Genomic DNA, 22,428 nt, shown 5'->3' on the forward strand with positions numbered 1-22,428 from the left:
CCGCAGATACCGCGGTCCGCGTCAGCTTCCGATCCGGGCCGCTCCCGACGGTCTACCGGGTCGGCGGCTCTCGACGGTGTCGATCTGAATAGACAAACCTGCCGTGGACCGACGAGAAAAGCGGCTCAGTCCGCGGCAGACGTCTGCTGTTGGCGCGTCACGCGGAGCGAGGTGACCGTCGTGTAGAGGACCGCGAACGCGACGACGACCGCCGCGCCGATGACGAGCACCAGCCCGAGCAGTTCGAGCGTCGAGTTGCCGAGGTACGACCCCACTTCGCCGATACCCACGGCGATGGAACCGACCAACAGCATCCCGCCGAAGTACACCTTGATATCGTCGGAGTTGACGACGGCGGTCGCGGCGGAGCCGACGCGCGCGCCGAGCGCGCTCCCGAACAGTAGCGGGGCGACGATACCGAGGTTCACGCCGCCGCCCTGCCCGTAGAGGTAGCTCCCGAGGCCGCCGGAGAAGACGATCTCGAAGAGGTCGGTGCCGACCGCGACGGGCACCGGAACGCCGATCGCGTAGATCATCGCGGGCATCCGGATGAAGCCGCCCCCGACGCCGAGGAAGCCCGACAGGACGCCGGTCGCGAAGGCGACGGCCGTGATGACCCACGCGGAGACGCGGACGTCGCCGCGGAGCGTCACCATCGGCGGGATCCGAACGGTCTGTTGGATCTTCTTCGCGATCTCGGGGATCTCGTACTCGTCGAGGTCCTTGTCGGCGGCCTCGTGGTCGATACCGCCGTCGCTGTCGCCCTTCAGAGCGTCGCGGGTGACCATCGCGCCGACGCCGCCGAGCAGGACGACGTAGGCGACGCTGATGACGCCGCCGGCGAGTCCCATCGACTCGAGGTAGTAGACGCTGGCGCGCCCTGCCTCGATGCCGATGGTCGTCCCGGTGATCATGATCACGCCGAGCTTGTAGTCCACCTGTCCGAGGTCGTGGTGTTTCAGCGTCGCGATGACGGCCGTCCCGAAGACGAACGCCATCCCGCTGCCGACCGCGACGGGCGCCGGGTAGTCCAGCATGAGTAGGGCCGGGGTGACGAGGAACGACCCGCCCATGCCGAAGAAGCCGAACAGGACGCCGACGACGAGACCGAACCCGACGAACAGCGCCAACATCTCGGGGCTCGTCTCGAAGATGCCGAGTCCGCCGAGGAAGTTACTGAGCACTCGCGTCACCCCCGACCAGGAGCCGCATCAGATAGGGCCCGACGAGCCGTTCGAGGCCGCCGTACCCGACGTACAACACGAACGCTTCCAGTAGAATCACGCCGATGAGTAGGGCCGTCTCCGGATCCCACGTGGGTATCTCTAGTCCTGCCATCGACTCACCCTCCGACTTCTGAACGCGGAAATTCGCTTCTGGCACATTTCTGCTCACTCTACCCTACCTGCTTCGTGCCTATAACGGTTTTGGGCTAGCTGTACAATACTATATTCCGGTAACCTCGGCCGGAGTACCGATAACTTATACGGATAATACGGTACGGCCGCCGGCCGCGCGCTCGCCAACGCATCACACACCGAACAAAACCGTGTTGTCGACGCCCGCCGAAGGAGTTAGCATGCGGGCCCTATGCGCCACTGACCTGTCGGCCGCCAGCGAGGCGACGATCGAGAACGAGACCTGTCTCCGCTGCCTGGGTCGCATCGGCGTCCGGACGGTCCACCTCGTCACGGTCGTGTCGGGGAACGTCCATCCCGGGATGCCCGGCGTCGACTTCGAGGCGCGCCGCCGGCGAGGGCTCGACAGGTACCGCGAGGTGATCGAGGCCGCGGGGTTCGGCGTCGAGACGCACGTCGTTCGCGGGACACCGTACCGCCGACTCAACGACATCGCGGAGACAGTTCACGCCGACCTGGCGCTCGTGGGCTCGCGCGGACAGAGCCCGCTACTGAACCGGGTCGTCGGCTCGACTGCGCGAAACCTCGCTCGGACCACCGTCGTCCCGCTGCTGGTCAACCGTGTCGAGCGGGCGGCCGACGACCCCGACGTCCTCCGCGAGCACCTCTTCCGGCACGTCCTCTTCGCGACCGACTTCTCCGAGCACGCCGACCGGGCGTTCGGCGCCTTCTCCTACCTCCGTCACGCGACCGAGGAGGCGACGCTCGTCCACGTTCGGTCGCCGAAAGACGACGGGCCGGACGGCGACGTCGGCCCGGCGGAGCGGCTGGCCGAGCGGGCGAGCACGCTGGCGGGCTGGGGGATCGAGACGCGGACCGAGGTCCGCCGCGGCGACCCCGCGGAGGAGATTCTCGCCGTCGAGGCCGAGGTCACCCCGTCGACCGTCCTCGTCGGGTCGAAGGGGCGAAGCCGAATCCGGCGGCTCCTGTTGGGTAGCGTCTCGGAGGACATCGTCGCGCGGGCGGCGGGTAACGTCTTCCTCGTCCCGCCGCCTCGGGCGACGTAAGACGGGTGTCTCGCCGAACGGACCGTCACGCCGCGGTGCACCACACACCGGCGCGCCGCTACCGCCGGCATCTACGCCGCGTCCCGGATCGGTTACAGCGCCAGCGCCGCGACGGCGTACGCGATCGCGAACGAGACGCCGAACGAGCCCGCCCACGCGCCCACCGTCGCGAGGATCTTCCGCGCGTCCACCGCGTCGCGGCCCCCGACGGCCGCGCCGCTCCCGATGATCGCGCTGACGACGATCTCGTTGAACGACACGGGAACCCCGAGCAGCACCGCCAGCTGCGCGATCAGAAATGACGGGACGAGCGCCGAGATGGAACGCCGCGGCCCGAGCGACGAGTAGTCCTGCGCCAGCGACTTTATCATCCGCGGCGCGCCGGTCCACGACCCGACCAGCATCCCGAACCCGCCGCCGACGAGGACGGCCGTCGTCGACACCATCCCGACCTCGTCGAGCAGCGGCAGCAGCGGGCCGACCGCGAGCCCGACCTGACTCCCGCCCGCGGAGAACGCGACGAGCGACCCGAGCGCGAGCAGCACGCGCCGTAAGCCACCTCGCTCGTCGCGGCGCACGTCCCACCAGACGACGACGGCGACGGCCAGCGCCGCGAAGGCGGTGATAGCGACCGCGGACGCGAGCCCGTCGACCGAGAGGGTCCGCTGCGCGAGTCCGCGCACGGTCCCCGGCGCGGTCCCCTCGCCGAGGAAGCTGAACCGGACGTTCGCGAGGACGGCGCCGACGAGTCCCGCGAGGACCGGAACGCTGTATCGCTCGGCGACTCCGGGTCGCGGGAGGACCGAGGCGATACCGAAGGCGATGCCGCCGCCGACGAACGGCGTCAGCAGCCAGACGGCGCCGATCTGTTGGTACTTCGCCCAGACCGGCGTCCCCCCGAGCGCCAGGCCGACGCCGACGACGGCGCCGGTCACGGTGAACGCCGTCGCGATCGGAATCCCGGTGGTGATGCCGACCGCCATCAGCCCCGCGCCCAGCAGGAGCACGAGGATGACGCCGGAGACGGGTAAACTGATCCCGCCCACGAGGCCGCTGCCGACGGCCTCCGAGACGTTCCCGCCCTGCGTGACGGCGCCGGCGAAGCCGAAGACGCCGACCAGCAGGGCCGCGCGCATCGTTCCGATGGCGTTCGCGCCGACGGCGGGCGCGAACGGGGTCGCACCGCTCGACCCGGCGCCGATCACCCACGCCATGAACAGGCTGGCGAGCGCCGCGCCGACGAAGAGGGCGATGAGAGCGGGGTCCATGAAGCAGGCGTGTCAGTCCGCGCCCGCCGGGGCGGCGTCGCGCGACTCGCTCCGGCTCCGCCAGTACCCCTGGGCGTACGCGCCGACGAACATGCCGCCGAGCGCCCAGAGTATCGTGACGTTGCCGACGCCGAGGCTCGCGTACGCCGCGCCGGGGCAGATCCCCGAGAGCCCCCAGCCGACGCCGAAGACGGCCCCGCCGACGAGGACGTTCCGGTCGAACGGCTTCAGCCGGCGCTCGTACGGGCTCCCCGTGAGGGGCGCGGTGTCTCGGATCCGCGGCAGCAGCGCGAACGCGACGCCGGAGACGATCGCGGCCCCGAACATCACGAACGGGAGCCCGAGGTCCTCGAACAGGAGGAAGTTCACCACGACCTCCGGCCGCGCCATGTGGCTGAAGCCGAGTCCGAACCCGAAGATCAGCCCGCCGACGAACACCAGCGGCTTGAACAGCGGATGTCGGTCTGCGCTCACGCGTCGCTCCCTCCGGTCGCTCCCGTTCGCGCAGTTCGAGACGGCCGCCGCTGACGACGCACGGGCGTTCGGCGTTCGCCCTCCGAGGCGCTCGCTCCGTTCGCCCTCCGCGTCTCGCGCATCACGGACTCACCCCCAGCGCGGCGACGACCTGCGCGGTCCCGATCGCCACGGTCAGGAACGTCGCGACGCCGACGAGCGACGTCTTCGACGCCGAGCCGACGCCGCAGACGCCGTGTCCGGACGTACACCCCTTCCCGACGCGGGTCCCGATGCCGACCAGGATCCCGCCGAGGAACAGCCGCCACGGCTGGACGTCCGTCGTCCACAGCGTCACCCCGGCGACTTCGTACAGCTGGCCGGTCGTTCCGGGCTCGTACAGCGAGGTGGTGACCACGCCGGACTGGACCGTCGCGGCGAACGCGAGCGCGCCCAAGACGATCCCGGCAGTGAACACGACCCGCCAGTCGCGCGAGCCGACGTACCGCTGGAACCGCGACTGATCGGAGACGTACGACAGCGTCGACTCGAGGAACGTGCTCGCCCCGGCCGGGATGCCGGTCCCGACGTAGATGACGACGGTCCCGAGGCCGACGAGCAGCCCGCCGACGGCGTACCGGCTGATCCCGTTCGGGAACAGCTCGGCGACCGCCTGCAGCAGTACTGGGTCAGCGACCATCGGCGTCGTCAGTCACCCGCGAGCGAGTCCTGGCTGGCGGCGCAGTTGTTCGGCCCGAGCTCCAGGGTGAACGCCTCGTCGTCGTCGACGGCGTTCTGCCCGAGGTTCGTCGCGATGATGTCCTCGTAGTTGGCCGGCCGCGGCGGCATGTCCGAGAGGATCAGGTCGACGAAGTCGTCCTCGTCCATCGTGAGCGCGTCCATCTCCTCGACGAGTTCGCCGATGGGCGCCGTGTAGGTGCCGTCGTCGGCCGGGACGGCCGCGTCGCTGAAGTGCGCGCCGCCGATGAGGGTGTCGTCGGGCAGCGTCAGGACGCGCTCTTGGAGCGACTCGTACAGCAGCCGCGCGGCGTCGGGGGCGCCCTCGTCGCCCTCTTCGAGGTCGGGGCGGGCCACGCTCTCGACGAACAGCCCGTCGCCGGTCGCGAGCAGGCTCTCGTCGACGAGGTACGACGTCATCCCGGTCGTGTGGCCGGGAGTGTAGACGGTCTCGACGGTGGCGTCACCGACCGCGAACGTGTCGCCGTCGGCGGCCGTGGTCAGCTCGTCGGCGTACGTGACGCCGCGGTCGACCGCGGCCTCGGGGATGACGCCTTCGACGCCCTCGGCGTCGAGGTCGCGCACGCCCGAGATGTGGTCGGCGTGGATGTGCGTGTCGATGGCGTAGTTCAGTTCCACGCCGAGCTCGTCGGCGTCGTCGAGGTAGCGATCGGTGAACGCCCGCAGCGGGTCGATGATCGCGGCCTCGCCGTCGTCGTAGAGGAGGTAGCCGAGACAGCCCGAGGAGGGACGCTGGTACTGGAGGAGCGTGCCGGCGCCGTCGTACCGCTCGACCTCGACGGCCTCGTAAATGCTCGCCCAGCCGTTCATCCCATCTTCGAGGTGGTCGACGTCGTAGCCGCGCTCCGCGAGCGTGCCCGCGACGTACTCGCTGGCGCCGCCCTTCGCACAGAGGACGGTCACCTCGCGGTCGTCGGGGATCCGGTCGAGGACGTCGTCGTCGATCTCGTCTTCGAGGAACTCGAAGTACGGGACGTTGATCGACGTGACGTTCTCGCCGTCGATACGCCACTCCTCGTAGTCGGACTGCATGCGCGTGTCGAGGATCGTGACGTCCTCGCCGGCGTCGATTCGGTCCTTGAGCGATTCCGGAGCGACGGAGTCGACGTCGACGTCCGGAGTCGGGAAGTCGTCGGCATTCATGTTTCGCAGTCGTTCATACCGGGCCGACGCACAAAAGTATTTTCATAGTATTTCCTTTTCTGAGCAATACTACCTCCCGACGGATCCAGATATACGCGGGCAGGTCTACCGTCATTACCCTTGTAAACCGTCTAAACCGGTTTCATGTTATACAGTAGTTAGTAGAATTCTCAAGAACCGACACAGTTTTACTTCATCGGGGGGTATTGTGCGCTAGCTCCAATACAGACACCGGAGCAGACACACAATGAGTGCTGAATTCGACATCGCGGAGACGCTCGACGTGAAAGGCGCATCGTGCCCCATGCCAGTGGTGAAGACCAAGTCCGCCGTCGACGGCCTCGCGGAGGGCGAGGTCCTCGAAGTGATCGCGACCGACCCCGGCAGCATGAGCGACATCGACGGGTGGGCCGACGGCACCGCGGGGGTCGAACTCCTCGAGCAGACGGAGGGCGACGACGTGTACAAACACTACGTCCGCAAGACGGCGTGACGATGAGCACGGACACATCCGAGACCCCGGGCGACGACGCGCCGACCGAGGACGCGCCGACCGAGGACGCGCCCTCCCGCGCGGAGCTGGCCGCGCGCGTCGACGAGCTCGAGGACGCGCTCGCCGAGGCCACCGCCGACGACGACACCAAGAAGATGAGCATCATCGCCACTAAGGGGACGCTCGACATGGCGTACCCGCCGCTCATCCTCGCCAGCACCGCGGCCGCGTTCGGCTACGAGGTGACCGTCTTCACCACCTTCTGGGGGCTCGACATGCTCCACGAGGAGCGGTCGAAGAACCTCCAGCTCAGCTCCGTCGGGAACCCCAACATGCCCGTCCCCAACGCCGTCGCCGCGCTCCCCGGCATGGACCGCGTGACGACGAAGATGATGGAAAAGCGGATCACGGACAACGACACCGCCACGATCGAGGAGCTCCTCGAGACGAGTCTGGAGATGGGCGTGGAGTTCCAGGCCTGTCAGATGACCATCGAGCTGATGGACTACGACGAGGACGACTTCTACGACGGCGTCACTACCGGCGTCGGCGCCGCGACCGCCATTCAGGACATGGCCGAGGCGGACATCCAGCTCCTCGTCTGAGCGCCGCGAAGCGACCGTTCGGTTCTGTTTTCCCCGTCCGCCACCGGCGGCGGCTGCCCCCGACACCGTCTCTCCGGACGCGAACCGGTAGCGACCGGATTCGCCCCGTCGCGCCGCGGACCGGCGGACGCGCCGGTCCGCGGGCTCACTCACTCCGCTCGCGGCCGGCGCGCTCGCGACCGATCGCGCTCGCCACCGCGAGCAGGTAGCCGAGCCCGTACTGGACCTCCGGGTCGCGCACGCCGCGGAGCAGCCCGACGGCGCCGACCCGCTCCGGCGGCTCGCGCTCCGCCTCGCCGACGCCCTTCAGCAGGGTCTCGACGCCGTCGCGGGTGTCGTCGTCGGCCGCGGTCTGCGCCACCTCGCCGAGCGCGGCGCCGGTGCCGGCCAGCGACGCGACCATCTCGTCGTCGAGGGCCGCGGTCGCGAGCGAGCCGACCTCTGCGATCTCGGCCAGTTCGTCGAGCGTGCCGCTCCGTTGGAGCTCGAGCAGCGTGTCGAGCGCCGCTCGCAGGTCGTCGCCGTTCTCGCCGACCGCCTCGGCCAGCGCCACGGTCTCGTCGGTCGCCAGACCGTCGGCGGACTCCGCGAGCGTCGACCCCGTGGCCGAGAGCTCGCGGACCATCTCGTCGGAGAGCGCGCTCTCGCCCAAGGAGAGCACGTCCAGCAGCTCGTTGACGGCGTCGAGCCGCTCCACGAACGCGGCGACCGCCTCCGGATTCTCCGCGATCGCCGCCTCGAGGTCGGCCGACTCGGGTGCTTCCGTCTCGGACATGGTCAGAGCAGCCCCCGCGCGGTGAGCCAGTAGGACTCGTTGTACGCCAGCTTCGACCAGTGGAGCTTCTCCGACGGCGGCGCGGGCGACGGCGGGCGCTCGTAGTCGAACTCGACGAACGAGGCCGCGTCCATCCCCGTCTCGATGAAGCACAGCGTCTTCCCGTCGTACGTCGCCGTGGCCGGGCGTCCGCGGACCTCGCTGGCGAGGCGCTGTCCGACGACGCCGGCCTGGTAGTGCGCCACGCTGCCCGCGTTCGGGACGCCGGTGTCCGCGGTGTCGCCGAGCGCGTACACGTTCTCCGCGGCCTCGGCCTCCAGGGTGTGCTTGTCGACGTCGACCCAACCGTCGTCGCCGAGCCCGGCCTCCTCGATCAGGTCGACGCCGCCGTGGGGCGGGATCGACACGAGGAGGTCGTAGTCGAGCTCGGTCCCCTCCATCGACGTGATCGTCTCCGCCTCGGGGTCGACCGACTCCGCGTTGAAGAACGTCTCCACGGCGATGTCCCGATCCTCCATGATGGGGCGGGCCCACTCGGCGATGTGGGGGTTCCCGTGGACGCGCTGGATCGGGTACGTGTAGGTGATCCCGATGTCCTCGCGCAGACCGCGCTCGCGGAACCAGTCGTCGACCATGAACACGAACTCCAGCGGCGCCGCGGGACACATGTGGGGCGTCCCGACGACGCTCAACACGATCTCGCCCTCGGTGAACTCCAGCAGCTCGTCGCGCAGGGCGGTCGCGCCCGACTCGCTGTAGTAGTCGTGCCCGCCCTCGGCGAGCCCGGGGATACGCTCGGGTTTCAGCGTCGACCCGGTCGCCAGCACGAGGTGGTCGTACTCCACTGTCGGCGCGGTCCCGTCGAACCGGAGTTCCCGTGAATCCGTGTCGATCTCCGACACGCGGCCGATCCGGAGGTCGACCGCGTCGTCGATCAGCTCGTCGAGTGCGCGGCGACCGTCCGCCGGTTCGCGCTTACCGAACGGGACGTACAGCCAGACGGGCTTGTAGACGTGGTCGGGGCCGTCGTTGATCAGGGTGACCTCGACGTCGCCCGCGTCGATCTCCGGACCGAGCCGGTCGGCGAGGTCGTTGGCGAGCACGGAGCCGCCGGTCCCGCCGCCGAGGATGACGATGCGTTCGGTCATGCTTTCTCCACGTAGAACGCGTTGTGGTCGTCGAGCTCTTCGACGGCGAGCAGTTCGTTGCCGGCCTCCTCGGCCCACTCGGGGACGTCGGTGAGCGACCCGTCGCTGTCGCTCAGCAGCCGGACGACGTCACCCGACTCGGCGCTCCGGATCGCTCCGATGAGGTCCATCAGGGGGCCGGGGCACGCTGCGCCTCTGGCGTCGACGGTCTCTTGGGGTTCGATGTCGGTCATGGCGGTCTCACACCCCACAGTTTCGCGGGCGGCCTATTAGTCTTGTGCGAGCATTCCACAATTCTAAAAATTCCATCGACCGGTCAGCGCCGAACGGTGACGGTCGCGACGGCGGTGGTCGTGCGGCTACCGATCGAACACCAGCGCGTAGTGGTACGGCGACAGATCGGCTCGCCGGTCGTACTCGAGCGGCGCGGCGCTGCGAACGGCCGCCGCCGTCTCCTCGGGGGACATCAGCACCGCCGTCGGCGGTCCGCGGGGCTCGCCCCCGGCGGCTACTCATCGGTTCGGGCCCGCCACGCCGCCGGGAGCCGGGCGTAGACGACCGCGTTGTCGACGAGCGCGTCGACCGGGACGTACTCGTCGGGCGCGTGCGCGGTGTCGGTCCCGAGCGAGAACTCGACCGTCGATATCCCGGCGTTCCGGAGCTTCTTGGCGTCGCCGCCGCCCGTCGCGCTCCGCCTGAAGACGCGGTCCCCGGTGACGCCCGCGGCCGTCGACGCGACGGCCTCGACGAGCGGGCCCTCGGGGTCTTCGGCGGTGCCGACGCTCCAGAAGACGTCGGCGATCGTGATCCCCTCGCAGTCGGCGACGCACTCCCGGATCCCGGCGAGCACGTCGGGCGTGTGGACGCCCGCGGTGAGCCGCACGTCGACCTCGGCGCGCGCGGAGCCCGGGACGGCGTTCACCGCGTCGCCGCCCTCGAAGACGCCGAGGTTGATCGACGGGTACCGGAACAGTTCCCGGGCGGCCGCCTCGCCCATCGACGGGGCGTAGTACGCGACCGACTCCTCGACGATCGGCTCCATCTCGGCGCCGATCGCCAGCCGCTCGGTGCCGAACCGATCTCGGATCCGCTCCACGGCGGCGTAGAGCCGGTCGACGGCGTTGACGCCGAGGGCCGGGCGGGAGCCGTGCGCCGCCTCGCCCGCCGCTTCGAGCGTCAACCAGATGCTGCCCCGGTCGGCGACCGTGACGGAGTGACGCCCCGCCTCGCAGGTCGGCTCGCCGATCACGCACGCCTCCGCGTCGAGCACACCGGCGTCGAGCAGCGCCGGGAGGCCGGCGTCGCCGCCCACCTCCTCGTCGCTCACGAGGGCGAACAGGAGGTCGACGGGCGGCTCGGTATCAGTCGCGGCGAAGGCCTGGAGCGCGAACAGCAGCGACGCCACGGCGCCCTTCATGTCGGTCGCCCCCCGGCCGTAGACCCGGCCGTCGGCGCGCTCGCCGAGCGGGTCGCGCGTCCACGCGTCGGCGTCGAACGGCACCGTGTCGAGGTGCCCGTTGTACAGGAGCGTGCGGTCGGCGTCGCCGGGGACCCGCACGAGCAGGTTCGGCTTCGCCGGGTCGACGGCGACCCGCTCGACCTCGACCGGGAGCGGGTCGAGGAACCGCTCGACGGCGGCGGCGATCTCCCGCGTGTCGCCGGGCGGGTTCGACGTGTCGACGGCGAGCAGGTCGAGGGCCAGCGAGACCAGCGCCTCCCGGTTGGCCCGCACGTACTCGGCGGGGGCGTCGCCGGCGGGCGCCGACCGCGACGCGCTCGTGTCTTCGGCCATACCGTCCGGTTCGGTGCCCGGCGATTTAGCTGTTTTGTACATATTGCACAATATGCTGCGGCGGGAGGGGGTCGCCAGCTCACGCCTCGGGATCGGGCTGCGCTGTCCGGTCCTCGCTCCCGTCCGGTTCCTGACCGTACCGGTCCTCGAACTCCTGAACGAGCCGGCCGACGGTCGCGTACCAGCTGTTGAGGAGCCGCCGCATCTCGCGGGCGATCGCCTCCGGCGCCCGCGGCCGGTACACGTAGTAGTAGCCGCCGTGGTCGTAGTTCACCTGTCGCCGGACGACGAGGTCGACCTCGACCAGTCGCGAGATCGACCGGTGCGCCGTCGACCGCTCGCAGCCGAGCCGGTCCGCCACGTCGTCGACGGTGAGCCCCTCGTCCGCCCGCTGGAGCGCCCGGAAGACTGCCCGGTCCCGGTCGTTGAGCCCGTGGATACACTCCAGCACGTCCGGCCACTCCATGTCACGTTCGAGGTCCTCGCGCACTGACGCGGTCATCGTACCGGGCTATAGGGCGGCGGAGGTGGTTAAAGATGTTCCCGAACAGCACAAGACTATCTCTCCCGCGTTGACACAGACGCGCTTCGGTCGGCGTGTCGCTCGGATTCTCGGCGTCCTATCCAAAGGGTATTTGCTACGTTGGCCCAAGACGATACACGAATGACGCTTCCGATCGACCCGACCCAGATCGACCCGGACGACATCGGCGAGCAACAGACGACCCTCGAAATGGACCACGAGGAGGCGATCGAACACGTCCGCGACGTGTTCACCGACGCCGGCTTCGGCATCCCCGTCGAGTTCTCGCCGTCCGAGATGCTCAACGAGAAGATCGACGCGGGTCGCGACCCCTACTACGTGCTGGGCGCGTGTAACCCCGAGGTCGCCGACCGCGCCCTCGACGCGACGGACAACAAGCTGGGCGCGCTGATGGCCTGTAACGTGGTCGTGTGGGAGGAGGAGCCCGGCACGCAGCGCGTCTACCACGTCTCCATCATGCGCATCGCTCGACTCGTGGGCATGGCGCCGGACGACGACGAGATGGCGGACATCGTCGCCGACACCGGCGAGATCGTCGACGAGGCGTTCGCGAACCTGTAAGGTCGCGTCGCTCTCGCCCCGCCCTGCCCGCCTCGCGCCCGTCCTCCGTTCCGATTCCACACCTACTTATTCGCGACCGACGACGACCCCGTATGAACCTCGCCGATTCGCGCGTCCTCGTCACCGGGGGCGCCGGGCTCGTCGGGAGCCACCTCGCGGCCGCCCTGCTCGACCGCGGCGCGACCGTCCGCGTCGCCGACGACCTCTCGAAGGGGACCCGCGACCGCGTCCCCGACGGCGCCGAGTTCGTCGAGGCGGACGTGACGGACCCCGACGCCGTCGCCCGCGCGGTCTCCGCCGACCTCGACGCGGTCTTCCACTTCGCGGCGTACACCGACACGAACTACGACGACGACCGCGCGCTGTTCGAGGAGAACACCGCGATGACGTACAACGTCTTGGAACGGATGCGCGAGGTCGGCGTCGACCGGTTCGCGTTCACCTCCTCGTCGACCGTGTACGGCGAGGCGCCGCGGCCGACGCCCGAGGACTACGCCCCCCTCGAACCGATCTCGATGTACGGTTCCGCGAAGCTCGCGGACGAGGCGCTGATCTCGACGTTCGCGCACTCCTACGGGATCCAGTCGTGGGTGTTCCGGTTCGCGAACATCGTCGGCCCGCGCCAGCGCGGCAACGTGATCCCCGACTTCGTCCAGAAGCTCGACGACGACCCGACCGAACTGGAGATCCTCGGCGACGGCCGCCAGGAGAAGTCGTACATGCACGTCACCGAGTGCGTCGACGCCATCCAGCACGTCGTCGAACACGCCGCCGACGACCTGAACGTCTACAACCTCGGGACGCGGACGACCACCTCGGTGACCCGGATCGCCGACGTCGTCAGCGAGGAACTGGGCGTCGACCCCGCGTACAGCTACACGGGCGGCGACCGCGGCTGGACCGGGGACGTGCCGAAGATGCGGCTGTCGATCGAGAAGCTGTCCGCCCTGGGCTGGGAGCCGTCGATCGAGAGCGACGAGGCGGTCCGGCGGAGCGCCCGGGAACTCATCGACGAGATAGTCGAGTAGGGAGCGGTCGACCGCTGCGGAGCCGGTCGCGGCTCCGGCCGTCGCCCCGGGCGACGAGACGGCCCCGCCTGGTCACGCCCGCTCGTTCGCCGGTCGGGGGTCGCCGTCGAACGCGTCGACGAGCCGCTCCGGGAGCGCCTCGGGCGAGAACACCGAGACGAGGTCGCCCGGCTTGATCCGCGTGTCGCCGTTCGGCGCGATGTGGTCGCCGTCGCGCTCGATCCCCACGACCAGCACCTCGTCGGACAACAGCCCCCGCTGGTTGGCGGTCTCAAGCGAGAGCCCGGCCACGTCGGCGCTCTCCGAGACGGTGAACTCCACGACCTCCCCGCCGCCGACGACGGTCTGGAAGTCGGTCACCGCCGACGGGGCCCGGTCCTCCTCCGGGGCGAACTCGTGGTACGGCTGGAACGTCTCGTCGAGGACGATGTCCTCGCGCTCGATGGTCACCCCGGCCGAGGAGAGCTGCTGCGCGATGCGGTTGATGTCCGTCGTGTCCTCGCCGACGGCGGTGACCACGAGGTTCTCCTGCCCGGCGAGGAGCTCTCGGACCTGGGTCACCCCCGGGGTCGACAGCGCCTCGTTGGCGAGCGCCGACCGCTTGCTCACGGGGGCCGTACAGGTGAACTGCGTCGTCACCTTCCCGTTCGAGTTCTCGTAGTCGATGTCGGCGTGGTACCCCCGGATGACTCCCTGCTCCTCCAGTCGGTTGATGCGGTTGCGGACCGTCGCCGGAGTGACGTCCACCTCCTCGGCGATCATCGGCGCGGACGTGTCCCTCGCGTTCATCCCCAGGTAGTAGAGGATCCGACGGTCGATCTCGTCGGGGCGGTAGGTCATGGCCCCAGCTACTGGCTATCCGGCCAAAGACGTTTTGCCCCTCACACGACGACGCCCCGTGCCCGAGGGGGGTTTCGAGAAACGCGGATTCGAAACATCTCAAATACGTATACCGTACTCAAACGAAGTAATTTTTTGTGGTTCAAAAACCAAAACGTCGCGTATGGCGTCGGATCGCAGCCGCTCCCCGTTCGAACGGCTCAAAGAGCACTACGACCACGAGGAGCTCGTCTGCCCGGCGTGCGGGTTCGAGGACGAAGACGGCGCGTGGGACGCCGAGGCCGACGGGGCGGACATCGTGTACACGCACGCCTGTCCCCGGTGCGGCGCGGAACGGGAACACACGCTGGAGCTTTCGGACCGCGAGACGGCCCTGGAACACGTCGAAAAGCGGCAGTGAGCCGGCGACCGTCCCCGGAGGGTCCGCGCCGACGCGGTCAGTTGCCCTCGGTCGACGTCCCGTCGGCGGGCGCCTCGGTCCGCTGTCGACCGGTCAGCGAGCGGTAGACGGGGTAGAGGTAGTCCTCGATCGGCCCCTGGACGCCGCGGTCGCCCGCGTAGACGATGACCGGGACGCCCGCCCCGTCCGCGAGGTCGATCACGCGGTCGGGCGTGCTCCCGAACACCCAGCGCCTGAGCCTGCGGGTCCGGGTCGCGCCGATCACGAGGATCCCGCCGTTCTCGGCGGCCGTCTCGACTAACCCCTCCGCGACGGTCGCCGCCTGGACGTTGTGGATCTGTACCTCAGGGGCGTCGGAGAGGCCGGCGACGGTCGCGTCCGCCGACTCCGCGCGTCCCCCGCCGCCGTCGGGATTGACGCTGACCACGTGGAGCTCCGCGCCGTCGCGCCCGAGCCGCTCGACCATCGGCAGCAGCGCCTTGTGGTGCGGGCCGCCGCCCGCGCCGACGTTGACGACCGAGGCGTCCGTCTCGTCGGTGAACCCGCGCACGAACATCACGCCGCAGGGCGCCTTGTACTCGATCGTCTCGGCCACGTCGGTGTGCTCCTCGGGATACCCCATCAGGATCTGGTCGACGTCGCCCTCGCGGGCGGTCTGGAGGATGTCGAACGCCACGTCCTGACAGATGTGGCCCTCGACCGTGTAGTCCGCGTCGAGGTCCTCGCCCGCGAGCAGCTCCTCGATCCGGGTCACGCGGCTCTCCGCGGTCTCCCGGACGACCTCCGACGGCGTCTGCTCCGGTATCTGCGTGACGTTCAGCACGTGGATGTGGGGCGTGTCGTGCTGGAGCTTCCCCAGGGTATCGGCGAGCCTGATGTATCGCGCCGCCCTGTCCGGGCGGGCGACCGCGACGAGCACTCGGTATCGGTCTTCGTCGGTCGCCTCGGTGTCCGCGCCACCGGCCGTCTCCTCGGCGGCCGGCTCCGGCTCGACCACCTTCTCGAACAGCTCGTCGACGGCCGGCGCCCCGCCCCACGACAGGTACGCGACCAGCAGCGCCCCGACGAGGACGACGCCGACGAGGACGCCCTTCAGCGGGAGGTTGTAGATCAGCCCGAGGTTCGCGAGGACGCCCGCGATCGGGACGAGGGGGACTCCGGGCACCCGGAACCCGCGCTCGATGTCCGGGTAGCGCCGCCGCGAGTAGATGAGCGCGAGGTTGACGATCGAGAGCGGCAACAGGAGGTTCAGCGTCGCGAACCCGGTCAGCGTCGTCAGTCCCAGCTCCGTGATCGCGAGGGAGCCGACCACGGGCAGGGGAACGCTGATCTGGAACGGGAGGACGCCGCCCTCCGCCGGGAACAACATGATGAACGCGACGATCAGGAAGACGATGGTGCCGGTCGCGGTGGCGATGCTCCAGAACGGCGTGTTGTACTCCGGATGGATCCGCGAGAAGGGTCGGGGGGCCTGCCCCTGGCGGCCCATCAGCGAGCCGATCCCGCTGGCGGCGAGTATCGAGGCGTTCGACGCGCTGACCATGCTGAAGATGGCGCCGGCGACGATGAGCGACCGCCCGACGGGGCCGAGGAAGCCGGCGGCGACCTCGCCCATCGCGGTCTCGCCCTCGCGGGCGATGACCTCCGCGGGGACCGGCGAGTTGACCATCGCGACGATCACCAGCGCGTACAGGACGGTGACCGTGACAATCGACGCGGCGATGGCCCGCGGGACGGTCCGCTTCGGCTCGATGATCTCGCCGGCGCTGGCGGCGATGGCGGAGAAGCCGAAGAACGTGATGAACGCCAGCGCGGCGATCGACACGATCCCCACCACGTCCGTCGTGAAGCCCGTCGCGAAGGTGCCGACCGCCGTCGACGGGCCGCGGAACGAGAACGCGCCGCCGATGAACGCCAGCAGGACGGCCACCTTCGCCCCCGTCACGAACAGTTGGAACATCCCGCTCTCCTCTGTCCCCCGGGCGTTCAGCGTCCCGAGGAGCAGCGCGGCGAGCACTCCCGTCGTCCCGTGCGGGAGGACGTGGAACGCCTCCGGGAGCACGAACCTGAAGAACCACTCGTCCATCGTCGCGAGGTAGAACGCCGTCGTCCCGGTGTAGCCGAGGAAGAGCATCGCGCCGATGGCGTAGACGAGCGTGTCGTTCTCGAAGGTCCGCGAGGAGAACAGGTATCCCCCGCCGTTCTCGGAGTAGATCGAGGCGAACTCCGAGTACCCGGCGGCGGTGATCCCGGCGATGACGGCCGCGATGACGAACGCGATGACGGCGCTGGAGCCGATCGCCGCGACGGCGGTGCCGGAGAGCGAGAAGATGCCGGCGGCGATCATCGTCCCCAGGCCGATGGCGAACGCGATCTTGAAGTCCAGCGTCCGGGTGTGCTCAACCATCGGTGCGAAGGAGCGTCCGGCGTACCAGTTGTCCGCGTCGACCGATCGCGTCGTGCCGTGGTCTCGCCGCTATGCCGTAGAACATGGTTACCTCCTGGTCTGAACCCCGGAGACAAAATATCTCCCGGTACGATTTGCCCATGAGTGGTCCAGTCGGAGCGGAAATTATCGATTCGAAAACGGGTCGGCGGCGCGCGCCGCGGCGGACCCGAGGGCCCTCCGTCCGTTCGAGTCCGCGGCACGGTTCGGAAGGGCCTTTTAACCCGCCCGTCGAACGGACGGTATGTTCAGGCAGCTCCGGTCGGAGGTCGAGGCGGCGCTCGCGGACGCGCTCGCCGAGCTCGACCTCCCGACCGACGACCTCGGCATCGAACGCCCGCCGGACGACATGGACGCGACGCTCGCCTCCAGCGTCGCGTTCCGGCTCGCGGGCGAGGTCGGCGACGCGCCGCCGAACGTCGCGGCGACCGTCGCCGAGGCGGTGTCGGTCGCGGACGCGGACTACGTCGGGCGCGTCGACACCGCGGGGCCGTACGTCAACTTCCACGCGAACGAGCGCTACCTCGCCGACACGCTCGACGCGGCGGCCGTCGATCCGGCGTACGGCGCGCTCCCCGACCGCGACGCCTCGGTCGTCGTCGAGCACACCAGCGCGAACCCGACCGGCCCCGTCCACGTCGGCCGCGCGCGCAACCCCATCGTCGGCGACGCCGTGGCGAACCTCCTGGCGTACGCGGGCTACGACGTCGACCGCCACTACTACGTCAACGACGCCGGCCGGCAGATGGCGGTGTTCACGTGGGCGTACGAGCGGTTCGACGAGGCCGACCTCGACGCCGAGCCCGCCCGCGACCGCGCGGAGTACGACCTCGTGCGCTACTACCGGAAGGGGAACGCCTTCTTGGAGGAGGCCGACCCGGACGCGGTCGAGGCCGCGGAGGAGGAGATACAGGCGATCCTCCAGGGGCTCGAGGCCGGCGACGAGGCGACCTACGAGCGCGTCGGCGAGGTCGTCGACGCGGTGCTGGGCGGCATGAAGGAGTGCCTCGCCCGCCTGCCGGCCGAGTTCGACGAGTTCGTCAAGGAGACGCGGTTCATGCGCGACGGCTCGACGGACGACATCGCCGCGCGGCTCAAGGAGACCGATCACGCCGTCTACGAGGAAGACGCCTGGCAGCTGGAGCTCGACGAGTGGGGGATCGACAAGAACCTCGTGTTCCTGCGCTCCGACGACACGAGCCTCTACACCACCCGCGACCTGGCCCACCACGAGTGGAAGTTCGACAACTACGACCGCGCCGTCACCGTCCTCGGCGAGGACCACAAGCTCCAGGCCGACCAGCTCGACGCGACCCTCGAACTCCTCGGCAACGACACCGACCGGCTCGGCCACGTCATCTACTCGTACGTCAACCTCCCCGACGGGAAGATGTCGACGCGGAAGGGGACGGGCGTGATGCTCGACGACCTCCTCGACGAGGCCATCGACCGCGCCCGCGACGCCGTCGAGTCGCGGATGGACGACCGCATCCGCGGCGATGACCTCACCGACGAGGACGTCGAGCGCATCGCCCACCAGGTCGGGATCGGCGCCGTGCGGTACGACATCGTCTCGAAGCAGCCCGCCAAGGCGATCACCTTCGAGTGGGAGGACGCGCTCGACTTCGAGGCGCAGTCGGCCCCGTTCGTCCAGTACGTCCACGCGCGCTGCGCCGGCATCCTCGACGAGGCAGCGGCCGAGGGCGTCGACGTGCCCGGCGTGACCGCCGACGCCGACGGCGCGGTCGATCCCGACGCGCTCGACGTGGACGCGGGCGCGTTAGAGACCGAGGCGGCCCGCGACCTCCTCCGGGAGGTCGCCCGCTTCCCCGCCGCCATCGAGGCTGCGGCCGACGACCTGGAGCCGCACACGATCGCGACGTTCACCCGCGAGTTCGCCGACGCCTACAACGCCTTCTACCGCGAGTGCCCGGTCGTGACCGCCGAGACCGACGAGCTCCGCGACGCCCGCGTCGCCGTCGTCGCGGCCGCGAAGCACACGATGGCGAACGCGCTCGACGTGCTGGGCGTCGAGGCGCCGGAGTCGATGTAGCGCGGCGAGACGGTCGCTCCCGGGGGTATCGTCAGGTCAAAGCTTACTTACACGCACGCGACCGTATTTCGGACAATGAGTAGCGACGCACAGGAGGCGAACGAGGACCGCCGGAAGTACGAGTTCCGCAAGGTAATCGAGGAACTCAAAGACTACGAGGGCTCCGGCACCCAGCTCGTCACCATCTACATCCCCGAAGACAGGCAGATCTCCGACGTGGTGGCCCACGTTACCCAGGAGCACAGCGAGGCGTCGAACATCAAGTCCAAGCAGACCCGGACCGCCGTTCAGGACGCGCTCACCTCGATCAAGGACCGACTGCGCTACTACGACACCTTCCCGCCCGAGAACGGACTGGTGATCTTCTCCGGCGCCATCGACGCGGGCGGCGGCCAGACCGACATGGTCACCCGGACGCTGGAGTCGCCGCCACAGCCCGTCGAGTCGTTCCGATACCACTGCGACTCGGAGTTCCTCACCGAGCCGCTCGAACACATGCTCGAAGACTCCGGGCTCTTCGGGCTCATCGTCTTGGACCGCCGCGAGGCGAACGTCGGCTGGCTGAAGGGCAAGCGCGTCGAACCCGTCAAGTCCGCCTCCTCGCTCGTCCCCGGCAAGCAGCGGAAGGGGGGTCAGTCCGCACAGCGGTTCGCCCGTCTGCGCTTAGAGGCCATCGACAACTTCTACCAGGAGGTCGCGGGGATGGCCAACGACCTGTTCGTCGACAGGCGCCACGAGCTCGACGGCATCCTCGTCGGCGGCCCCTCGCCGACGAAAGACGAGTTCCTCGACGGCGACTACCTCCACCACGAACTTCAGGACAAGGTCCTCGGCAAGTTCGACGTGGCCTACACCGACGAGTCCGGCCTGAAGGACCTCGTCGACGCGGGCCAGGAGGCGCTCGCGGACCAGGAGATCGTCCAGGACAAAAACGACATGGAGGAGTTCTTCGAGAAGCTCAACACCGGGCAGGAGGCCACCTACGGGTTCGAACAGACCCGCCGGAACCTGATCATGGGGTCGGTCGACCGCCTGCTCATCTCCGAGGACCTCCGCTCGGACGTCGTCGTCTACGAGTGCCCGAACGGCCACGAGGAGTACGAGGTGGTCGACGCCCGTCACTCGACGCCAGACCACGAGTGTAGCGAGTGCGGCGACGAGGCGACCGTCGAGAAGCGCGAGGACGTCATCGAACACCTGATGGCCATCGCGGAGCAGCGCGGCACCGAGACGCGGTTCATCTCGACGGACTTCGAGAAGGGCGAGCAGCTGCTCGACGCGTTCGGCGGCATCGCGGGCATCCTGCGCTACTCCACCGGCGTGTAAAGCCGCTCTCCGCGACGGGGCGAAACGTTACTGCTGTTCCGGTTCGACCGGCGTCGCCGCGACCTCCAGGCACGCGCAGGCGTCGGACTCGGGGTCGAAGCAGTCCGGACACTCCGGCTGGCGGTCGATGATCGTGTCGAGCCGCTCGGCCACCGTGTCGTCGATGACCGCCTCAAGCTCGCGGGCCTCCGCCTGGAAGTCCTCGACCGCGAGGACGTTGGCGAGGAAGCGCTCGATGATACAGTACGTCTGGAGGGCGTCCCGCGCGCGGACGATGCCGTCGTCGGTGAGGCGCACGCCCTTGTACTTCTCGTGTTCGGCGAGCCCCCGCTCTTCGAGCTTGCCGATCATCTCGTTGGCGCTGGCCGGGCTGACGCCGAGCGCGTCGGCGATCGACCCGGTCGAGGCGGGCCCGTCCTCCTGGTCCTGTACGACGTATATCGTCTTGAGGTACTGATCTGCGGTGTTCACGGCTGTCCTCCGTCGGCGCTCGTCGGCGACTCGTCTGTCCGGTTCATCGGCGCTCCATGACCTCCGTGACCTCGCGCACGCCCTCGGCCTCCTCGTCGCGGATCGCCGTTAGGGTCGCGATCAGCTCATCGCGGTCGATCGAGAACGCCGCGTCGGAGCCCTCGATCGCCTCGATGAGGTCGTCGTAGAACTTGTAGGCCGTCTCCTCGTTGCACAGCTGGTCGTACAGCACGTCGTCGAAGTCCTCCGGTCGCGTCCGTCCGTAGCGGGCGTCGACCAGCGACTCGATCTCGTCGAACGGGACGCTGTCGACGCCGAGCCCCTCGATGATCGCCTCCAAGCGCTCGCGGTGGTCGGCCGACTCCTCGGCGGCGTCCGCGAGCAGCGTCTCCACCTCCTCGTCGAGCTCGGCGTCCAGCTGCTGGTAGTGGCGGTGCGCTCGCGCTTCGACGACCTCTTCGAGTACGATGCCGATCTGGAGCAGTCGCGCGAGTTGGTCGTCGGAGGCGACCCGCTGGCTCACGCTCACCGCGACCACCCGAGACGGCGCGATACGCGGGTTCGCATACCATCGACTCGGGCGTCGTCGGTCTTAAGCGGTTCCCCTCGCGCGCCGGTCGCGGAGTCGGCGCGTCGGGCGTCGGAAAAATCCGTTCGGCGGGCGGGCGGCGAGCGCCGACCGCTTACTGGAGGCGCTCGAAGACGAGCTCCTCGACGTCGTCGCGGAACTCGTCGACCGCGATCTCCTCGAGGACGGGCACGAAGAAGCCCTCGACGAGCATGTTCCGGGCCGTCCGCGAGTCGATCGAGCGGCTCTCGAGGTAGAACAGGTCCTCTGCGTCGACCTGCCCGACCGTCGCGGAGTGGGAGGCCTCGGTGTCGTGGTTGTGGATGATCAGCTTCGGCGACGCGTCCGCCTCGGCCTCGTCCGACAGCATCAGCGTGTTCTCGCGCTGGTAGCTGGAGGTGTTCCACGCGTCCTCGCCGACGTCCTGGACGCCCTCGTAGACGGAGCGGGCGACGTCGTCGAGCACGCCGCGGGTGACCAGGTCGGCGGTCGTCTGCTCGGCCTGGTGCCACACGCGGGCGTTGATGTCGAAGTGCTGGTCGTCCGTGCCGAAGAACGTCCCGACGATCTGGCTCTCGGAGCCGTCGCCGTTCAGGTCGGTCTCGATGTCGGAGCGGGTGAGCTTCGAGCCGAAGTTGCTCTCGATCCAGTCGATCGTCGCGTACGTGTCCGTCACGCCGCGCTTCAGCGAGTAGGTGTACGCGTCCGAGTCGAGGTTCTGGAGCGAGCCGAACTGGACGTTCGCGTTCTCGCCCGCGACGACCTCGACGAGGTTCGAGAAGTACCGGTCGTCGTCGACCTCGGCGTCACCGGTCTCGATCGACTCGAGGATCGTCACCGACGAGGACTCCTCGGCGACGACGAGCGTCTGGCTGAACAGCGAGCGGGAGTTCATCTCCGCGCGCACCGTCACGTCCTCGACGTCGACGCCCTCGGGGACGTAGACGAACGTCCCGGTGGTGAAGAGCGCGACCGAAAGCGCGGTGAGGTAGTTGTGTTCGGGGTCGAGGACTGAGCCGAAGTTCGCCTCGATCACGTCGCCGTACTCGGCGAGCGCCTCGGTGAACGGCAGGACGACGACCTCGTCGTCGCCCGCGGTCCGCTCGGTCTCGTCGGCCTGGTTCAGCGGGTCGACGAGCGCCTCGAAGTCCAGCGCCTCCAGGTCGGTCCAGCGGCGCCCCGGCGTCTGGATGACGTCGGGCAGCTCCGCGGTCTCCAGCGCGGCCAGCGCGTTCAGTCGGGTCTCTAAGAGCCACTCGGGCTCGTCGCGTTCGTCGGCGATGCGTCGTACCGTCTCCTCCGAGAGGCTCTCGATTTGCTTCGTGCTCAT

Annotated in this window: 24 protein-coding genes; 8 read left to right on the forward strand and 16 right to left on the reverse strand. The window is 69.2% G+C overall.

The window, feature by feature from the left end; all coding sequences use genetic code 11:
* Window positions 1-125 precede the first annotated feature (125 nt).
* On the reverse strand, window positions 126-1,133 hold the full coding sequence (locus tag EXE50_RS11490) for a sulfite exporter TauE/SafE family protein (RefSeq protein WP_121600405.1): 1,008 nt from the start codon (window positions 1,131-1,133) through the stop codon (window positions 126-128).
* A 40-nt stretch (window positions 1,134-1,173) separates the two neighbouring features.
* Window positions 1,174-1,338: a hypothetical protein gene (locus EXE50_RS17485; RefSeq protein WP_167551881.1), complete on the reverse strand. Its 165-nt coding sequence runs from the start codon at window positions 1,336-1,338 to the stop codon at window positions 1,174-1,176.
* Between the two features lie 241 nt (window positions 1,339-1,579).
* On the opposite strand from EXE50_RS17485, the gene EXE50_RS11495 reads away from it, so the two are divergent.
* Window positions 1,580-2,425, forward strand: a complete 846-nt coding sequence (locus EXE50_RS11495; RefSeq protein ID WP_053770116.1) for a universal stress protein — start codon at window positions 1,580-1,582, stop codon at window positions 2,423-2,425.
* Between the two features lie 92 nt (window positions 2,426-2,517).
* Here the strand turns inward: EXE50_RS11495 and EXE50_RS11500 are convergent, their stop codons facing one another.
* The 4 genes from EXE50_RS11500 to EXE50_RS11515 all read right to left on the reverse strand — a co-directional run bounded on the left by EXE50_RS11500 (window position 2,518) and on the right by EXE50_RS11515 (window position 6,048).
* Window positions 2,518-3,693 carry an inorganic phosphate transporter gene (locus EXE50_RS11500; RefSeq protein ID WP_121600347.1) on the reverse strand — a complete coding sequence of 392 codons (1,176 nt, stop codon included), beginning with the start codon at window positions 3,691-3,693 and terminating at the stop codon, window positions 2,518-2,520.
* A gap of 12 nt (window positions 3,694-3,705) precedes the next feature.
* Window positions 3,706-4,167: a YeeE/YedE family protein gene (locus tag EXE50_RS11505; protein ID WP_053770114.1), complete on the reverse strand. Its 462-nt coding sequence runs from the start codon at window positions 4,165-4,167 to the stop codon at window positions 3,706-3,708.
* A 121-nt stretch (window positions 4,168-4,288) separates the two neighbouring features.
* Window positions 4,289-4,846, reverse strand: a complete 558-nt coding sequence (locus EXE50_RS11510) for a YeeE/YedE family protein (protein ID WP_053770113.1) — start codon at window positions 4,844-4,846, stop codon at window positions 4,289-4,291.
* A gap of 8 nt (window positions 4,847-4,854) precedes the next feature.
* Window positions 4,855-6,048: an MBL fold metallo-hydrolase gene (locus EXE50_RS11515; RefSeq protein ID WP_121600346.1), complete on the reverse strand. Its 1,194-nt coding sequence runs from the start codon at window positions 6,046-6,048 to the stop codon at window positions 4,855-4,857.
* A 247-nt stretch (window positions 6,049-6,295) separates the two neighbouring features.
* Here EXE50_RS11515 and EXE50_RS11520 point away from each other — a divergent pair, with 247 nt between their 5' ends.
* Both EXE50_RS11520 and EXE50_RS11525 read left to right on the forward strand, forming a co-directional pair.
* On the forward strand, window positions 6,296-6,541 hold the full coding sequence (locus EXE50_RS11520; protein WP_053770111.1) for a sulfurtransferase TusA family protein: 246 nt from the start codon (window positions 6,296-6,298) through the stop codon (window positions 6,539-6,541).
* A gap of 2 nt (window positions 6,542-6,543) precedes the next feature.
* Window positions 6,544-7,146: a DsrE/DsrF/DrsH-like family protein gene (locus EXE50_RS11525; RefSeq protein ID WP_137705146.1), complete on the forward strand. Its 603-nt coding sequence runs from the start codon at window positions 6,544-6,546 to the stop codon at window positions 7,144-7,146.
* A 145-nt stretch (window positions 7,147-7,291) separates the two neighbouring features.
* Here the strand turns inward: EXE50_RS11525 and EXE50_RS11530 are convergent, their stop codons facing one another.
* From EXE50_RS11530 to EXE50_RS11555, 5 genes are all read right to left on the reverse strand, one after another.
* Window positions 7,292-7,921, reverse strand: coding sequence for a DUF1641 domain-containing protein (locus tag EXE50_RS11530; protein WP_053770109.1), 630 nt, complete (start codon window positions 7,919-7,921; stop codon window positions 7,292-7,294).
* A 2-nt stretch (window positions 7,922-7,923) separates the two neighbouring features.
* A complete protein-coding gene (locus EXE50_RS11535) occupies window positions 7,924-9,069 on the reverse strand; it encodes an NAD(P)/FAD-dependent oxidoreductase (RefSeq protein ID WP_137705147.1) in 1,146 nt (381 codons plus the stop codon).
* Window positions 9,066-9,302, reverse strand: coding sequence for a sulfurtransferase TusA family protein (locus EXE50_RS11540; RefSeq protein ID WP_053770963.1), 237 nt, complete (start codon window positions 9,300-9,302; stop codon window positions 9,066-9,068). The genes EXE50_RS11535 and EXE50_RS11540 overlap by 4 nt, the downstream gene beginning before the upstream one ends.
* A 275-nt stretch (window positions 9,303-9,577) precedes the next feature.
* A complete protein-coding gene (locus EXE50_RS11550; protein WP_137705148.1) occupies window positions 9,578-10,861 on the reverse strand; it encodes a M20 family metallopeptidase in 1,284 nt (427 codons plus the stop codon).
* 79 nt (window positions 10,862-10,940) lie between these two features.
* Window positions 10,941-11,363 (reverse strand): MarR family transcriptional regulator, encoded by a 423-nt coding sequence (locus EXE50_RS11555; RefSeq protein ID WP_053770106.1) that lies wholly within the window; start codon window positions 11,361-11,363, stop codon window positions 10,941-10,943.
* A 162-nt stretch (window positions 11,364-11,525) separates the two neighbouring features.
* Here EXE50_RS11555 and EXE50_RS11560 point away from each other — a divergent pair, with 162 nt between their 5' ends.
* Both EXE50_RS11560 and EXE50_RS11565 read left to right on the forward strand, forming a co-directional pair.
* Window positions 11,526-11,966: a DUF302 domain-containing protein gene (locus tag EXE50_RS11560; protein WP_053770105.1), complete on the forward strand. Its 441-nt coding sequence runs from the start codon at window positions 11,526-11,528 to the stop codon at window positions 11,964-11,966.
* A gap of 92 nt (window positions 11,967-12,058) precedes the next feature.
* Window positions 12,059-12,994, forward strand: coding sequence for an NAD-dependent epimerase/dehydratase family protein (locus EXE50_RS11565; RefSeq protein ID WP_053770104.1), 936 nt, complete (start codon window positions 12,059-12,061; stop codon window positions 12,992-12,994).
* 72 nt (window positions 12,995-13,066) lie between these two features.
* Here the strand turns inward: EXE50_RS11565 and EXE50_RS11570 are convergent, their stop codons facing one another.
* Window positions 13,067-13,834, reverse strand: a complete 768-nt coding sequence (locus EXE50_RS11570; RefSeq protein WP_053770103.1) for an Lrp/AsnC family transcriptional regulator — start codon at window positions 13,832-13,834, stop codon at window positions 13,067-13,069.
* Window positions 13,835-13,997: 163 nt separating this feature from the next.
* Here EXE50_RS11570 and EXE50_RS11575 point away from each other — a divergent pair, with 163 nt between their 5' ends.
* Window positions 13,998-14,234, forward strand: coding sequence for an HVO_0649 family zinc finger protein (locus tag EXE50_RS11575; RefSeq protein ID WP_053770102.1), 237 nt, complete (start codon window positions 13,998-14,000; stop codon window positions 14,232-14,234).
* Window positions 14,235-14,271: 37 nt separating this feature from the next.
* Here the strand turns inward: EXE50_RS11575 and EXE50_RS11580 are convergent, their stop codons facing one another.
* Window positions 14,272-16,641 (reverse strand): amino acid permease, encoded by a 2,370-nt coding sequence (locus EXE50_RS11580; protein WP_053770101.1) that lies wholly within the window; start codon window positions 16,639-16,641, stop codon window positions 14,272-14,274.
* A gap of 283 nt (window positions 16,642-16,924) precedes the next feature.
* Here EXE50_RS11580 and argS point away from each other — a divergent pair, with 283 nt between their 5' ends.
* Together argS and prf1 are read left to right on the forward strand one after the other, a co-directional pair.
* Window positions 16,925-18,733 (forward strand): arginine--tRNA ligase, encoded by a 1,809-nt coding sequence (gene argS / locus EXE50_RS11585; protein WP_137705149.1) that lies wholly within the window; start codon window positions 16,925-16,927, stop codon window positions 18,731-18,733.
* 75 nt (window positions 18,734-18,808) lie between these two features.
* On the forward strand, window positions 18,809-20,059 hold the full coding sequence (gene prf1, locus EXE50_RS11590) for a peptide chain release factor aRF-1 (RefSeq protein ID WP_053770099.1): 1,251 nt from the start codon (window positions 18,809-18,811) through the stop codon (window positions 20,057-20,059).
* 27 nt (window positions 20,060-20,086) lie between these two features.
* Here prf1 and EXE50_RS11595 read toward each other — a convergent pair whose 3' ends face one another.
* The 3 genes from EXE50_RS11595 to sufD form a co-directional block, all read right to left on the reverse strand.
* On the reverse strand, window positions 20,087-20,530 hold the full coding sequence (locus EXE50_RS11595) for a metal-dependent transcriptional regulator (RefSeq protein WP_053770098.1): 444 nt from the start codon (window positions 20,528-20,530) through the stop codon (window positions 20,087-20,089).
* Between the two features lie 43 nt (window positions 20,531-20,573).
* Window positions 20,574-21,059: a ferritin family protein gene (locus tag EXE50_RS11600; RefSeq protein ID WP_053770962.1), complete on the reverse strand. Its 486-nt coding sequence runs from the start codon at window positions 21,057-21,059 to the stop codon at window positions 20,574-20,576.
* Window positions 21,060-21,213: 154 nt separating this feature from the next.
* Entirely contained in the window at window positions 21,214-22,428 is a 1,215-nt protein-coding gene (gene sufD / locus EXE50_RS11605; RefSeq protein ID WP_053770097.1) for a Fe-S cluster assembly protein SufD, read from the reverse strand.

This window comes from Halorubrum sp. ARQ200, from assembly GCF_005435115.1.
Classification (GTDB): domain Archaea; phylum Halobacteriota; class Halobacteria; order Halobacteriales; family Haloferacaceae; genus Halorubrum; species Halorubrum tropicale.